This is a genomic window from Staphylococcus sp. LCT-H4 (genome assembly GCF_001866145.1).
Classification (GTDB): Bacteria; Bacillota; Bacilli; order Staphylococcales; family Staphylococcaceae; genus Staphylococcus; species Staphylococcus succinus.
Map to the genome: position 1 here is coordinate 200,193 of NZ_MODY01000002.1, position 15,682 is coordinate 215,874.

The 15,682-nt window shown below is 33.8% G+C and carries 16 protein-coding genes; 11 read left to right on the forward strand and 5 right to left on the reverse strand.

What is annotated here, in order from left to right; translation table 11 throughout:
- Positions 1-9: 9 nt before the first annotated feature.
- The 8 genes from ybaK to BK821_RS05955 all read left to right on the forward strand — a co-directional run bounded on the left by ybaK (position 10) and on the right by BK821_RS05955 (position 9,922).
- Complete coding sequence (gene ybaK, locus BK821_RS05920) at positions 10-489, forward strand: Cys-tRNA(Pro) deacylase (RefSeq protein ID WP_046837153.1); 480 nt, start codon at positions 10-12, stop codon at positions 487-489.
- Between the two features lie 207 nt (positions 490-696).
- Positions 697-1,455, forward strand: coding sequence for a DeoR/GlpR family DNA-binding transcription regulator (locus tag BK821_RS05925; protein ID WP_046837154.1), 759 nt, complete (start codon positions 697-699; stop codon positions 1,453-1,455).
- Complete coding sequence (gene pfkB / locus BK821_RS05930; RefSeq protein ID WP_046837155.1) at positions 1,452-2,375, forward strand: 1-phosphofructokinase; 924 nt, start codon at positions 1,452-1,454, stop codon at positions 2,373-2,375. Before BK821_RS05925 ends, pfkB begins: the two co-directional genes overlap by 4 nt.
- A 2-nt stretch (positions 2,376-2,377) precedes the next feature.
- Positions 2,378-4,321, forward strand: a complete 1,944-nt coding sequence (locus BK821_RS05935; RefSeq protein WP_071331411.1) for a PTS fructose transporter subunit IIABC — start codon at positions 2,378-2,380, stop codon at positions 4,319-4,321.
- Positions 4,322-4,514: 193 nt separating this feature from the next.
- Positions 4,515-5,675, forward strand: a complete 1,161-nt coding sequence (nagA, locus tag BK821_RS05940) for an N-acetylglucosamine-6-phosphate deacetylase (RefSeq protein ID WP_046837157.1) — start codon at positions 4,515-4,517, stop codon at positions 5,673-5,675.
- 299 nt (positions 5,676-5,974) lie between these two features.
- Positions 5,975-7,327, forward strand: a complete 1,353-nt coding sequence (locus BK821_RS05945) for a hemolysin family protein (RefSeq protein WP_046837158.1) — start codon at positions 5,975-5,977, stop codon at positions 7,325-7,327.
- 274 nt (positions 7,328-7,601) lie between these two features.
- Positions 7,602-8,441, forward strand: coding sequence for an aldo/keto reductase (locus BK821_RS05950; RefSeq protein ID WP_071331412.1), 840 nt, complete (start codon positions 7,602-7,604; stop codon positions 8,439-8,441).
- 410 nt (positions 8,442-8,851) lie between these two features.
- On the forward strand, positions 8,852-9,922 hold the full coding sequence (locus tag BK821_RS05955; RefSeq protein WP_071331413.1) for a glycosyltransferase family 2 protein: 1,071 nt from the start codon (positions 8,852-8,854) through the stop codon (positions 9,920-9,922).
- A gap of 94 nt (positions 9,923-10,016) precedes the next feature.
- Here BK821_RS05955 and BK821_RS05960 read toward each other — a convergent pair whose 3' ends face one another.
- From BK821_RS05960 to queC, 5 genes are all read right to left on the reverse strand, one after another.
- Positions 10,017-10,271, reverse strand: coding sequence for a GlsB/YeaQ/YmgE family stress response membrane protein (locus tag BK821_RS05960; RefSeq protein ID WP_046837161.1), 255 nt, complete (start codon positions 10,269-10,271; stop codon positions 10,017-10,019).
- A gap of 60 nt (positions 10,272-10,331) precedes the next feature.
- Positions 10,332-10,928, reverse strand: a complete 597-nt coding sequence (locus tag BK821_RS05965) for a hypothetical protein (protein WP_046837162.1) — start codon at positions 10,926-10,928, stop codon at positions 10,332-10,334.
- A gap of 294 nt (positions 10,929-11,222) precedes the next feature.
- Positions 11,223-11,939, reverse strand: coding sequence for a 7-carboxy-7-deazaguanine synthase QueE (queE, locus tag BK821_RS05970; RefSeq protein ID WP_071331414.1), 717 nt, complete (start codon positions 11,937-11,939; stop codon positions 11,223-11,225).
- Positions 11,932-12,357 carry a 6-carboxytetrahydropterin synthase QueD gene (gene queD, locus BK821_RS05975; RefSeq protein WP_046837164.1) on the reverse strand — a complete coding sequence of 142 codons (426 nt, stop codon included), beginning with the start codon at positions 12,355-12,357 and terminating at the stop codon, positions 11,932-11,934. The genes queE and queD overlap by 8 nt, the downstream gene beginning before the upstream one ends.
- Position 12,358: 1 nt before the next feature.
- A complete protein-coding gene (gene queC / locus BK821_RS05980; protein WP_046837165.1) occupies positions 12,359-13,030 on the reverse strand; it encodes a 7-cyano-7-deazaguanine synthase QueC in 672 nt (223 codons plus the stop codon).
- Between the two features lie 255 nt (positions 13,031-13,285).
- Here queC and BK821_RS05985 point away from each other — a divergent pair, with 255 nt between their 5' ends.
- The 3 genes from BK821_RS05985 to BK821_RS05995 are packed head-to-tail and all read left to right on the forward strand — an operon-like array spanning position 13,286 to position 15,610.
- Positions 13,286-13,879: an anthranilate synthase component II gene (locus BK821_RS05985; RefSeq protein ID WP_046837166.1), complete on the forward strand. Its 594-nt coding sequence runs from the start codon at positions 13,286-13,288 to the stop codon at positions 13,877-13,879.
- A complete protein-coding gene (locus BK821_RS05990; RefSeq protein ID WP_046837167.1) occupies positions 13,863-15,002 on the forward strand; it encodes a chorismate-binding protein in 1,140 nt (379 codons plus the stop codon). The genes BK821_RS05985 and BK821_RS05990 overlap by 17 nt, the downstream gene beginning before the upstream one ends.
- Complete coding sequence (locus BK821_RS05995) at positions 15,002-15,610, forward strand: aminotransferase class IV (RefSeq protein ID WP_071331415.1); 609 nt, start codon at positions 15,002-15,004, stop codon at positions 15,608-15,610. The genes BK821_RS05990 and BK821_RS05995 overlap by 1 nt, the downstream gene beginning before the upstream one ends.
- Positions 15,611-15,682 lie beyond the last annotated feature (72 nt).

Below are 15,682 nucleotides of genomic sequence, written 5' to 3' on the forward strand. Positions count from 1 at the left end.
TGTTGAAAAATGAAACAAAAGAAAACAAACGCTATGCGTATATTAGATCGCCAAAATATTCAATACGGAGTAAATCGTTACAAAGTTTCAGAAAAGCATATGTCGGGTGAGGATGTAGCTGCAAGCGTGGGCGTTGATATTGAATTAATTTATAAAACATTAGTGTTAGAAAATACTAATCATGATCATTTTGTATTTATCATTCCAGTGAATGACTCATTAGATATGAAATCCGCTGCGCAAGTTATAAATGAAAAGAAACTTCATTTAATGCCTTTAGATGATTTAAAGAAAGTTACTGGATATGTTCGGGGTGGTTGTTCACCCATTGGAATGAAGCGATTATTTCCAACGATTATTGATCAACAAGCAGTAAATTTAAATGAAATATATGTTAGTGGTGGGGAAAGAGGCATGCAAATTAATATAGCTGTGAAAGAGTTAATTGAAGCTACACAAGCAAAGGTTGCACCTGTAGTACATCCTTAAGAAAATATATTTAAATTAGTAACACAAGGGCATAACGCGTTTATGTCTTTGTGTTTTTTTATGATTTATAAAGAATTCAAAGGTAGAAAATTGACGGAATTTTGAATATTAAGATTAAAAAAATGATTGGTTTTGATTGTTTTTGAGAAAAAGTGATTGAAAAAAGAAAGCGGAAACATTATAATAACATGGAGATGAGGTGAAGTAATGATTACGGAAAAACGTCATGAAGTAATATTGACTGAACTGTCAGAAAAAGACTTTTTAACATTACAAGAGCTTATTGATCGAACTGGATGTAGTGCATCAACTATACGCCGTGATTTATCTAAGCTCCAACAAATGGGAAAATTAAAAAGAGTTCATGGTGGTGCAACACTCAATCAATCATCTGTATTAGAACCTAATTTAGCAGATAAGAGAAGTACCAACCTCAGAGAAAAGCAAGAAATCGGACGCCTAGCAGCGTGTCAAATTGAAGATAATGATTGTATTTACTTAGATGCTGGTTCAACAACTTTGGAAATTATTCCATACATTAAGGCTAAAGATATTATTGTAGTAACCAATGGTCTTACCCACGTAGAAGAATTGTTAAAACAAGGTATAAGAACACTTATACTTGGCGGTGAAGTTAAATCAACGACTTTTGCCACAGTAGGGTCGAGTGCAATAAAAACATTAAATCGCTATCGTTTTGATAAAGTTTTTGTCGGAATGAATGGCATTGATTTAAAGTATGGCTTAACAACGCCAGATGAACATGAAGCAGTTATCAAAAATCAAGCTATGGAATTAGGCGCGCAGAATTTTGTAGTTGTTGATCATTCTAAATTTAACAAAGTATATTTTGCTCACGTGCTGTTAAACGAAGAAATTACTTTAATAACTTCAAAAAAGGCCATAGAAAGTACAACATTTAAATGCTTTGCTGAAAAATACAATTTTATTGGAGGAACATTATGATTTATACAGTAACTTTCAATCCCTCTATTGACTATATAATGTTTGCTAAAGATTTTGAACTTAGCGGATTAAATCGAGCGACTGAAACCTACAAATTTGCTGGAGGAAAAGGTATCAATGTATCCAGAGTCTTAAAAACATTAGGTATTCAATCTACAGCGTTAGGATTTGCTGGAGGATTTCCAGGTCAATTCATTGAAGACACATTACAACAAGCAGATATTAATACGAATTTTGTAAGAACGACTGAAGATACACGTATTAATGTCAAATTAAAAACAGATAATGAAACGGAAATTAACGCTCCGGGCCCTACAATAACGAATGAACAGTTCGAAACACTGTTAACACAAATCAAGCATACTTCAGCCCAAGATATAGTTATTGTTGCTGGAAGTATTCCAAAAAGTGTACCAAGTGATGCATATGAACAAATTGCAAAAATTACTCAAGAAACTGGTGCGAGATTAGTTGTAGATGCTGAAAAAGATTTAGTTGAAACAGTTTTAAAATACAAGCCGCTATTTATTAAACCTAATAAAGACGAATTAGAGGTAATGTTTAATACGTCGATTCGATCTGATAAAGAAGTCATGAACTATGCGCGTGAAATATTAGGGATGGGCGCAACGTCAGTGATTATTTCCCTTGGAGGTGATGGTGCAATCTATGTAGATGATAAACATAGTTATAAGGCTATCGTGCCTAATGGACATGTAGTCAATACGGTTGGTTCAGGAGATAGTACTGTCGCGGGTATGGTTGCAGGACTTGAAACGGGACTTACAATTAAAGATGCATTTAAACAGGCAGTATCAGCGGGAACAGCGACAGCGTTTAATGATGACTTAGCCACAGAACATGCTATTGAAGAAATTAAAGCACAAGTGATGATTACGACACTAGATGGGAGTGTATAACTATGAGAATTACCGAATTATTAACAAAAGATACAATTGCTATGGACCTTACTTCAAATGATAAAAACGGTGTCATTGACGAATTAGTAAATCAGTTAGACAAAGCTGGGAAACTTAATGATCTAACAAGTTTTAAAGAAGCTATTCATAATAGAGAATCTCAAAGTACTACAGGAATCGGAGAAGGTATTGCGATACCACATGCAAAAGTAGCAGCTGTAGAGACCCCTGCCATTGCTTTTGGTAAATCAAAAGCAGGTGTTGACTATCAAAGTTTAGATATGCAACCTGCACATCTCTTCTTCATGATTGCAGCGCCAGAAGGTGGTGCGCAAACACATCTGGATGCTTTAGCGAAATTGTCCGGTGTTTTAATGGATGAAAATGTTCGTAAAGATTTGCTTAATGCAACTTCACCACAAGAAGTATTACAAATTATTGATAAAGCTGATGACGAAGCAACTGAAGAGGAAGAAGCGGAAACAGAAGCTGTGACTACATCAGCAGCAACAGATGAAAATGAACCTTACGTATTAGCGGTTACAGCGTGTCCAACTGGTATTGCCCATACTTATATGGCTCGCGATGCACTGAAGAAACAAGCTGAAAAAATGAACGTTAAAATTAAGGTCGAAACTAATGGATCTGGAGGCATTAAAAATCATCTTACCGAGGATGATATTAATCGAGCTTCAGGCGTAATTGTAGCAGCCGATGTACATGTAGAAACGGATCGTTTTGATGGTAAAAATGTTGTAGAAGTACCTGTAGCAGACGGTATAAAACGACCGGAAGAACTTATTAATATGGCCCAAGATACGTCACGTAAAGCTTTTGTGGCACGTGGTAATAAAAATCATAGCCAAGCAGAAAGCAATGAGAAACAAGGTGTAGGTAAAACGATTTACAAACACTTAATGAATGGTGTTTCAAATATGTTACCGCTTGTTATTGCCGGTGGTATTTTAATGGCAATCGTGTTCTTATTTGGCGCAAACTCATTTGATCCAAAAAGTTCTGAACATAACGCATTCGCTGAACAACTTTGGAATATTGGAAACAAAAGTGCCTTTGCATTAATTATTCCTATCCTTGCCGGTTATATAGCGCGTAGTATTGCTGATAAACCAGGTTTTGCAGCTGGTTTAGTCGGAGGTATGTTGGCAGTTTCAGGTGATTCAGGATTTATTGGTGGTATTCTTGCTGGTTTCTTAGCAGGTTACCTCACACAAGGTATTAAGAAAGCGGTTAGTGGTTTACCTCAAGCATTAGAAGGGTTAAAACCTACGTTAATTTTCCCTGTGTTCTCAGTAGCCATTACAGGTTTATTGATGATTTATGTATTAAACCCACCAGCATCATGGTTAAATAATTTATTGCTTAATGGATTAGAAAGTCTTTCTGGAACAAATATCATGTTATTAGGATTAGTTATCGGTGCTATGATGGCAATCGATATGGGCGGACCCTTTAATAAAGCTGCGTATGTATTTGCGACAGCAGCGTTAACAGAAGGTAATGCAGCACCAATCACTGCAGCAATGATTGGTGGTATGGTTCCACCAATTGCGATTGCAACAGCAATGTTAATTTTTAGAAAGAAATTTACAAAAGAACAAAGAGGTTCTGTCGTACCAAACTATGTGATGGGGTTATCCTTTATAACTGAAGGCGCAATTCCATATGCTGCAGCAGACCCATTAAGAGTAATCCCGTCAATGATGGTAGGGTCTGGTATTGCAGGTGCGATTGCATTAGGATTAGGCTCATCGATTCAAGCCCCACATGGTGGTATTTTCGTAATTGTCGGTACTGATTTTAGTCATGTCTTACAATCGTTAATCGCAATTATTATAGGCGCAATTGTTTCAGCGATTATGTATGGCTTACTGAAACCGAAATTAAGTGAAGATGAAATTCGTGCTTCACAAGCTATGAACGAATAAAAACAAGATGTTAAAAGCAAACGATAAAGGCCAGAAGGAACTCATGAATAAATGAGATATTCTTCTGGTTTTTTGAGTTTTAAATCATTCAGGAGACACTTTTGAATATAATAAGCTAACGAAGTTTGGTAAAATAAGGTTAAAGTATTAAATAGGCTGTATTGAAGTAAATTAATGTAAAGAAGGTATGGAAATGACTGAATATGTTATTGAAAATGGACGTATTTATACGGAATACGAAACGATAGAACGCGGTTATATCATTGTGAAAGATGGGAAAATCGCTGGTGTAGGTAAAGGTATATACGAAGGTAAATTGACTAAGTACGATGCTAAAGGGCAGCATATTTTACCCGGATTTATAGACATCCATATTCATGGTGGGTATGGCGAAGATGCAATGGATGCCTCATTTGATGGTATAAATCACCTCGCTAAGTCTTTATTATCTGAAGGAACAACAAGTTTCTTGGCTACGACAATGACTCAGTCAGATGAGAATATTACTAAGGCCTTAGAAAATATTGTTAATTATCAGCAGCAGCAAGATAAATTAAATACAGCGGACATCGTCGGTATACATTTAGAAGGACCATTTATTTCTGAACATAAAGTAGGGGCACAGAATCCTGAATATGTTCAGAAACCTACTATAGAAAAAATAAGACAATTTCAGGATACTGCTAATCATCAAATAAAAGTCATCACGTTTGCTCCAGAAGTTGAGGGCGCAGAAGAAATATTGAAGGCGCTACATGATAAGATTCGCTTTTCTATGGGACATACAGTAGCTACATTTGAAGAAGCCAATAAGGCAGTTAACAATGGTGCAAAGCATGTGACACATTTATATAATGCGGGTACACCTTTTGAACATCGAAATCCGGGACTGTTTGGAGCAGCATGGACTAATGATGGACTAAGTACAGAACTTATCGTTGATGGCATACATGCACATCCCGCAGCCATTCAAATTGCGTATAAACAAAAAGGAAATAAACGATTTTTCTTAATTACTGATGCAATGAGAGCAAAAGGGATGCCTGATGGAGAATACGATCTGGGTGGTCAAAACGTGATTGTAAAAGGTTCGGAAGCACGTTTAGAAACGGGTGCTTTAGCCGGAAGTATTTTGAAAATGAATGAAGGTTTGAAGAATTTAATTCAATATACAGGAGATACATTAGAGCACCTTTGGCGTGTAACTAGTTTGAATCAAGCAATTGCTTTAGATATAAATCATCAAAAAGGTAGTTTGCAAGTCGGAAAAGATGCGGATATTGTTATCGTTGACGATGAAATCAATGTTCAAACAACCATTAAAGAAGGACAAATTCATAATTTTGAAAAATAATAAAACAGTGTTACGACTATCATTTATTTTACTTATTAAAAAATATTTAATTCAAAAAGTTGACTCAAATTAAAATTTACGTTTAAATGTCTAGTTGAACAAATGAAATTTTAATAAGTATAAAATAGATTGCAAGGTAACAGTGTGATAAGATAAAGGAAATGCGCATTTTTAGGGAGGTGTTACAATGGGAAGGATTTAGTATATAACATTATAGTGAAGAAGCACGAAAAATTTTATGAAACGTCACCTATTGTGACACAATATTTGGAGGTGAATCCCTAGAAATAGGGAACTAATTGGAAACAGTGACCATAATGAACTTAGTAATATTTTTTCTTTTAATAGCATTAACAACTGTATTCGTAGGATCGGAATTCGCATTAGTGAAAGTCAGAACTACAAGAATTGAGCAGCTCGCTGCAGAAGGCAACGGGAGCGCACGCGTAGTCAAAAAAATGGTGAAAAATTTAGACTATTACTTATCCGCATGTCAATTAGGTATTACAGTGACATCTTTAGGATTAGGGTGGTTAGGTGAACCAACATTTAATAAATTACTTCATCCATTATTTGAAGCTATTCATTTACCCGCTGCATTAACAACAACGATTTCATTTATTGTTGCATTTATTATTGTAACGTATTTACATGTTGTACTTGGCGAGTTAGCTCCGAAAACGTTAGCAATTCAACATACTGAAAAATTAGCGTTACTTTATTCTAGGCCGTTGTATTACTTTGGTATCGTTATGAAACCATTAATATGGTTGATGAATGGCTCAGCACGTATGATTATACGTATGTTTGGGGTGGATCCAGATGCTAATAATGATGCAATGTCAGAAGAAGAGATTAAGATTATAATCAACAATAGTTATAACGGTGGAGAAATTAACCAGACTGAATTAGCTTATATGCAAAATATCTTTTCATTTGATGAACGTCATGCTAAAGATATCATGGTCCCACGTACGCAAATGATTACGTTAAATGAACCGTTTAATGTAGACGAACTTTTAGATACAATTAAAGAACATCAATTCACGCGTTACCCTATTACAGAAGATGGGGATAAGGACCACGTGAAAGGCTTTTTAAATGTGAAAGAGTTTTTAACAGAATATGCTTCAGGTAAGCAAATTAAAGTAAGTAACTATATTCATGACTTACCTATGATTTCAGAAACTACACGTATTAGCGATGCTTTAATCCGTATGCAACGTGAACACGTGCACATCAGTCTTATTATCGATGAGTACGGTGGTACAGCCGGTATTTTAACTATGGAAGATATTTTAGAAGAAATTGTCGGTGAAATTCGTGATGAATTTGATGATGATGAAGTTAATGATGTTGTCAAATTAAGTGACAATAAATATCAAATTAATGGTCGTGTGTTGCTTGATGATTTAAATGATCAGTTTGGTATTGAATTTGTTGATTCTGATGATATTGATACAATCGGTGGTTGGTTACAAGCACATAATACAAATTTACAACAAAATGATTTTGTAGATACTGAATATGATCGTTGGGTTATTTCAGAAATTGATAATCATCAAATCATCAATGTAATATTAAAATTTGAATATAATGATACGCGTCCAACACTTGAAGAAGACGAAGATGAAGAAGATAACGATAAATAATTAAATGATACTTACACCCTATGAACTGTTGATACTAATAGTCCGATAGGGTGTTTTTTTATGTATGAGGTATAAATGCTGCTCTAGAATATGAATATTATTATTAGAGGAGAGGGGGAAATGGGGTTATCAGTATAAGATGAAATATAATTGTGTGACTATGATCCAATTTAATGTATAACAAGGCAGTATAGTATATTTTTCATGAAAAGCATATTAGAATATTATATAATACCTTAGAAATAAAATTAAATGTATTGAAAGGGGCATCACCATGATTAATGATACATATTATTTAAATAATAGTTACCCTATGCCAAAAGTTGGACTTGGAGTATATAAAATTTCAGAAGAAGAAATGGATATTGCTGTAGAAACTGCTTTGGAGGCAGGATATCGTGCATTCGATACTGCATATTTTTATAAAAACGAAATTGCTTTAGGAAATGCTTTGAAAAAGTCTGACATAGAACGTGAAGATTTATTTATAACATCTAAGTTATGGAATGATTACCAAGGATATGATCAAACTATCGAATTTTTTACAAAATCATTAGAGAACTTAGGCACAGATTATTTAGATTTATTCCTAATTCACTGGCCATGTGAAGCTGATGGTTTATTTATTGAAAGTTATAAAGCGATGGAAAAATTATATGAAGAAGGCAAGATTCGTGCTATTGGTGTATGTAATTTTAATAAACATCATTTAGAGAAATTAATGGAAGAAACGGATGTAGTGCCGGCTGTTAATCAAATTGAAGTACATCCATATTTTAATCAACAAGAACTGCAAGACTTTTGTGATAAACATGATATTGCTGTAACAGCTTGGATGCCATTAATGAGAAACAAAGGACTGTTAGAGCATAAACTTATAACTGATATGGCTAGTCGATATGATAAAACACCTGCGCAAATTGTATTGCGTTGGCATTTAGCACACAATCGCCTCATTATTCCTAAATCTAAAACACCAAAACGTATTAGAGAAAATTATGATATTTTTGACTTTAATTTAGAATTAACGGATATCGCAGAAATTGATAGTTTAGATAGGGGCGACCGCCAAGGTAATGATCCAGAGAATGTAAGAATAGGTACTTTAAAATAACTTAATTTATATATAACAAGGACTGTCTATTCATAAAATATGGAATAGACAGTCTTTTTAGTTGCTGAAATAATGGTTTTTATTTTGAAATGACAGCGAAAATTGATAAGCTTAAGTTACATTTTATAATTTTATAGTGAATTAGTTACAATCCGTTATAAAATTTTTACAAAAGAGTTTATATACTATTAGGTTTTGTAATACTAAAAAGAAAAGTTCCAGCATTTTAATACCAAATAGCATGCGTGAAATATTATGCTGTATTTTAAAAAGTTTATGTAGAGATTAAGTTTTATTCATGAATATTAAGGCAATATAAAGATTGAGTAAATATAATTGATTACAATAGCATAATAACGGTGAAAATTGGTAAAGTGAATTTGAAGTAACTGAAATGAAGGTGTTTAGGTATGCAAATAAGAGTAGTAGTGCCTTGCTATAATGAAGGTGAAGTAGTATTAAAGACTTATCAACGCTTAAAAGCAATATTGTCCAAAGATAGTCAAAAACATCAATATAATTATGACTTATTGTTTGTAGATGATGGTAGTAAAGATAAGACGATAAATTATATTCAAGATATAGCTACGAAGGATCAACATGTAAAATTTATTTCGTTTAGCCGTAATTTTGGTAAGGAGTCTGCAATGATTGCAGGATATCAACATAGTAAAACATGTGATGCTGTGATTATGATTGATGCCGATTTACAACATCCGCCTGAATTGATTCCGCAGATGATAGAGGGCTATATGGATGGCTATGATCAAGTGGTTGCAAAACGAGATAGAAAAGGCGAAAAACAATCTAGAAAATTATTGACTCGAATGTATTACAAAGCAATCAATCATTTTGTTGAAGATATAAAATTAGAAGACGGTATTGGTGACTTTAGATTATTAAGTCGCAGAGCAGTGAGTTCGTTAACTGAACTCAATGAGTATAATCGTTTTTCAAAAGGGTTATTTGAATGGATAGGGTATAATACAAAAGTATTTACTTATGAAAATGTAGAAAGAGAAGATGGAGAATCAAAATGGTCATTTGGTAAATTATTAAACTATGGTATAGATGGGTTAATTTCTTTTAATAATAAACCATTACGTGCAATGATTTATCTCGGTTTGATTGTATTTTTCATTAGTCTTCTCTATATAGGTTTTATATTTGCTAGTATAGTAATTAATGGTATTCAAACACCAGGCTATTTCTCTACAATTGCAGCAGTCTTATTGCTGGGCGGAATACAATTGATTTCAATTGGTATCGTTGGAGAGTATATAGGACGTATTTATTATGAAGTGAAACAACGACCGAAGTATATTGTACAGGCTTCCAATTTAAATTGCCCAAGTAAAGTAGCAAAACAAGATATTAATAACGACATTGAGACTAGCATAGAGGATGAAGTAGAACGTAATCATTATCGTTATGATGACAAAACGAAAGCACGTGAAAAGGAACTAGTAAATCATAGATAATTAAAAATCAGCAAAGTCTTTAACGGCTTTGTTGATTTTTTGTTTTAAAAGATAAAAAAGAGGATGACACTAGTGTCATCCTCTTTTCAAAGTCTTATTTTTTTTTGCGTAATTTACCTACAATAAAGGAAACTACCGCAACAAGTATAATTGTACCGATAAGTGCTGGGAATATAGCAATACCACCTATGTGCCAACCCCAATCACCAAGTAACCATGAACCGAGTGCTGACCCAACGATACCTGCAATAATATTCCCTAAAATACCACCTGGAATATCTTTTCCGACAATACCACCGGCAATCCAACCGATTAAACCACCGATAATTAACATAAGTATAAAGCCCATATGATTTTGCCTCCTTTATAAATGATTTAACTGTTAATATATACCACAAAATATATTATCTTAATCATTTAGATTAGAAAATATATTTTGCCATAATATGAACAAAATAAAAATTAAATTTATTAGTAGGAAGGCATACCAATAAGGCGTTAAAAGTGTCATAACGATACAGGAGATGATGATGAGTAAATGACCTGTAAGAACTGGACGTTTAATACGAGTTAATATTTTAATCTTTTCTTTTTCCTGCGGTTTGAAGGTACTATAGAATAGTATAATTGCACCAATCATAAAGATGGCTGGCGCCAAATATGGTATAGACATATAGTAAGAGTCATGACTCGTGTTATACGTAAGTATCAAAGAAGTACTTAATATAATAGTAAGAATCATAGCAATAAATTTTTGTTGTGTGATGACGTGAGTTTGAATTTTATAGTTTATATATAATTGTAATATTGTCCAAAGAATGAATTGAAAACATGTATATAGAGCAATGTAATCAAATGTTCCTATTAGAAATAAATTGATGATGGCATTGATGGTCAATGCAATGAGTATAGAGCTAAACTTAAGTTGTTTGTAATTCTGACGATATAAATCAATTCCGAGAATGATTAATACCGCAGCTATATTTATGATTATATTAATTAGCATGTTGCTCTCCTAACCTAGATACTTCACTGCAATATTATAGCAATTAAGATAAAGTTATTCATTTGATAACATTTAATTTTTTAAATTTTTGTTAAATATTCATTCAAATTCTTTAATTTCAAATTATTTATATACATATAAATGTGTCGCAGCGATGTTAGTCCGAATGGTTGAATATAAAGGCCTTTACTATAAATGAAAATTATATGTATAGTACTAAATTCCACTAAATAAAAAAGTGACGCATTGTATGGACAAAGAGCATTATACAACGCATCACATGAAATACTCAATTTAAACACCTTTTTTATTACTCCATAAGAGGGTGTGTAATTGAGGTAAAACATAAACATTATTCATTTCACTGCTTTCCATCACGCGGTCCACAAGGGATTCATATAAAGATAATAATTTTTCTGTGTGTGATTCCACGTGTTCACCATCTAAGTATGGGTTGCCCACTTGTAAATAAAAAGGAATCGAAGGATAACGATGGTGTATCATTTTAGCAAAATGATAGTCTGCATCATCAAAAATAACGACTTTTAAGTTTAATGATTCAGGCACACATTGTGCAATAACTTCATCTAGGATAGGGAGATTAGGTTTCATCATTGAACTTGGCGGCTTAGGACTTATTGTCAAATCATCAATTTGTGTCATCCATGGTTGAAATTTGCTTCCTTGCGTTTCTAAAGCACTTTGAATGTGTTTTGAATCAAAGAGATCTACTAGGTCTTGTATCCCTTTAATCAACGCTGGATTGCCTCCTGAGATGGTTACGTGGTTAAATGAGTCTCCAGCAATTTCATAAAGAGAAGTATAGATTTCTTCTGCAGTCATCATCCGTATATCATCTTTGGCGCTGCCGTCCCACGTAAAACTTGAATCACACCAGCTACAACGATAATCACAACCTGCTGTTCGAACAAACATTGTCTTACGTCCAATAACACGGCCTTCTCCTTGTATAGTTGGACCAAATATTTCTAGTACTGGTATCTTACTCATGTGATGACCCCTTTGGTCTATAAACAACATAGCTCGTTGGAGTTTCTCGAACATAGACTTGAAGGCATTTTGGTTGATTGTCTCGTTCATCTAATGAATTTTGGACCATTTCATAAATCGTCTGTGCGACGATTTCTGTTGAAGGGCTTTTACCTTGGAATTGAGGTAAATCATTAAGTAAGTAATGATCAAATTGACCATGTATGAGTTTTTTTAAGTCACTAAAATTCACTAAAAACCCATTATGGTCTAATGTATCACCAGCTATCGTTAAATTAACAAAGTACGTGTGACCATGTGTACGCATGCATTTTCCAGCATCTTCATTTGGAATATAGTGCGCAGCTGAAAAATTAAAATCTTTATTTAATTCAAAACAATAAGGATGTTGAACACTAGGGTAATTTTGTTGGAACATTTTATTCCGCTCCTTTTTCTTCTAAATAGGTATTTAAACCACGTGCTCTCAAATGACAGGCTGGACATTCTCCGCAACCTTCGCCAACAATTCCATTGTAACAAGTTAAAGTATTATATCTAATATAATCTAGGACGCCAAGTTCATCACTTAATGACCACGTTGCTTTTTTATCTAACCACATTAGTGGTGTATGAATCACGAAATCTTTGTCCATCGATAGCGATAATGTAACATTCATTGATTTAATAAAACTATCACGACAATCTGGATATCCAGAAAAATCTGTTTCACACACACCAGTAATGATATGTTTTGCATTTGTTTGATACGCTAATGCGCCAGCAAAAGAAAGGAATAGGAGATTTCTGGCAGGTACGAATGTATTAGGGACACCGTCTTCATTCGTTTCAATTTCTAAATCGTGTTGTGTCAAAGCATTAGGTGTTAGTTGAGAAAGTAAGGACATGTCTAAAACATGGTGCTTAAGATTTTGTTCTTGAGCAATTTGTTTAGCAACTTCGATTTCAGTATCATGTCTTTGACCATACTCAAATGTAACTAATTCGACTTCATCAAAATGCTTTTTGGCCCAAAATAGACATGTGGTACTGTCTTGTCCTCCACTGAAAACTACGATTGCCTTGTTATTATTTAATGTGTGTTGCGTCATAAATACTTGCACTCCTTAATATTGTCTTACTAGCTTCTTTTTTCTATCCGTCATGACGCCAAAAAAACGTCTATCTCCATAAAAAGATAGACGTTTTTCAAGTGTCTAGTTTTTTATAGAGGGTATCAGCTAGGAACCTCTTTATATTCAATTTATACCGTGACTAGAATAATATATTTACGTTGTAAAAGCAAGTTGATATTTGGGATAATGAGTATAATAGATTGATAAAAAGTAACTTAAAGAGGTGATACGATGATCATAATGATTGATAATAAAGATTCATTTACCTATAACATTGTAGATTATATTGAGCAAGAATACAGCGGAGAAGTAAAAGTGATAGATGTTGAACGTCTATCAATTGAAAAGGTAAGGTTATGTTCACCGGAGGCGATTGTGATTTCACCAGGTCCAGGTGCACCAGATGATTATCCCATTTTAAATGAGATATTGAAAATATTTTCAACATCTATACCGGTATTAGGTGTGTGCTTAGGGTTCCAACAGATTATTACTTACTATGGTGGAGACATAATAAAGAGTGGTAAGGCGATTCATGGCCATACCACGCGTATCCAGCATAATGGCGAAAATATTTTTAAAGGATTACCAGAGTCGTTTAATGTGATGCGATACCATTCTTTGTGTGCAAATGCGCAAACTTTTCCTGCTGTCCTAGAAATAACAGCATCGAATTGTGATGGTATGATTATGGCATTTGCACATCAAACATTACCGATATATGGCTTACAATATCATCCAGAATCCATATTAAGTGAGTTTGGACTAGCTCAAATCGCATTATTCATAGAAATTGTGGAGGACTATCATGCAAATCCAATATAATTATCGATATTTATTAGATGAAGACAATTACGAACAACACCAATATACTTTTACGAGCTGTATTGGTCAAAAGGTAGCGAAGTCGTTGGATCAAGTAGGAGAAGTGGTTCGCTATGCTGAAGCTAAGCAAAAAGAAGGTTATTATGTAGCGCTATACTTACCTTATGAAGCAGCACCATTTTTTAATAGTCAAATGGAAACTGCGCTCATTGAAGGGCCTTATATTTATGGGGCAGCATATGCTTTTGCTGAACAATCAGGCACATCAATAACACGTGAGCTATCATACATAGCGAAATGTAATTTTCAATTCCGCTTAGGGCAAGAGACACTTATAGATCATATTAAGGCAGTGCAAGACGCAATCATAGAAGGTAATACATACCAAGTGAATTACACGACACGTTTGATAGACGATATTCATTATCCTATTTATACGTTGTATGAAGTATTACAACGTGAAAATAATGGCTTTTATTCAGCGCTTATAGACACAGAAGAGATCCAAGTCGCTTCATTATCTCCAGAATTGTTCTTCCAACGTGGTCCTTTTGGAGAACAGGAAGATGTCTTATTGAGTAAACCTATGAAAGGCACCATAGCTAGAGGCAAAACAGCAATACAAGACCAAGAAAATCTACAAACATTAACGCACTCTGCAAAGGATAGAGCGGAAAATGTGATGATTGTTGATTTATTACGTAATGATATTGGCCGCATTGCTAACACGGGGACAGTTAAAGTATACAAGCCTTTTCATATAGAAGCGTATAACACTGTATTTCAAATGACCACAATGGTTACAGGAGGATTAAGTCATGAAACACAACTCATGCAAGTGCTTGAATCACTATTTCCTTGTGGCTCTATAACAGGTGCACCTAAAATAAATACGATGAAATATATCAAACTATTAGAACAAGTGCCAAGACATATATATTGTGGAACAATTGGCTTACTGTTACCCGACGGTAAATCTATCTTTAATGTGCCTATACGTACTATTCAATATTTGAACAATCAGGCAATCTATGGCGTTGGTGCAGGTATAACGATCGATTCTATACCTGAATTAGAGGTTCAAGAATTTAAAGATAAAACTAAAATATTGGAGAGGTTATAATGCAATTATTTGAAACTATGCGATTAGAAGCAGGCGTATTTCCACGCCTGTCTTATCATAAAAATAGAATGAAAACATCGTGTCAGCAACTTGGCTTTGATTTTAATGAAATAAGTTGGGATGCTTTGGTTTACAAATTAGTTGAAACGTATTCAGTAGGTGCATTCCGTGTGAAAATTTTAGTGGATGCTAACGGAACATTTGATTATGTCGTAGCAGAACTCACAACTAAAGTGAATTTTACAGCCAAACTCATTCAAATGAGTAATAATACAAGCGAAAGTGTCATTGTAAATAAGACAACGGATAGAGCACATTTAGACCATAATCATGAAACAGATATTATATTATTATATGATTTAGAGGGGAAAATATTAGAATTTGATATCGGTAATATTATGATTAAGGAAGAAAACCAGTATTATACACCCAAATATAATCATGATTTTTTGCGAGGGTGTATGAGACAATCACTCATAGAAAAAGGTGTTTTACAGCAAAAAGACTATGATGTGGAAGAGTTTAAACAGAAACTACAATTAGAAAAGATTCAGGTTTTTCTAATAAATAGTTTGCGAGAGGTTGCCGATGTAGAGATTTATCTATAGAATATAGAAAGCGTAAACAATGGTATAAGCTCTATGACAGAGATATAGCCAAAATGCGAAAAAGTTATATCA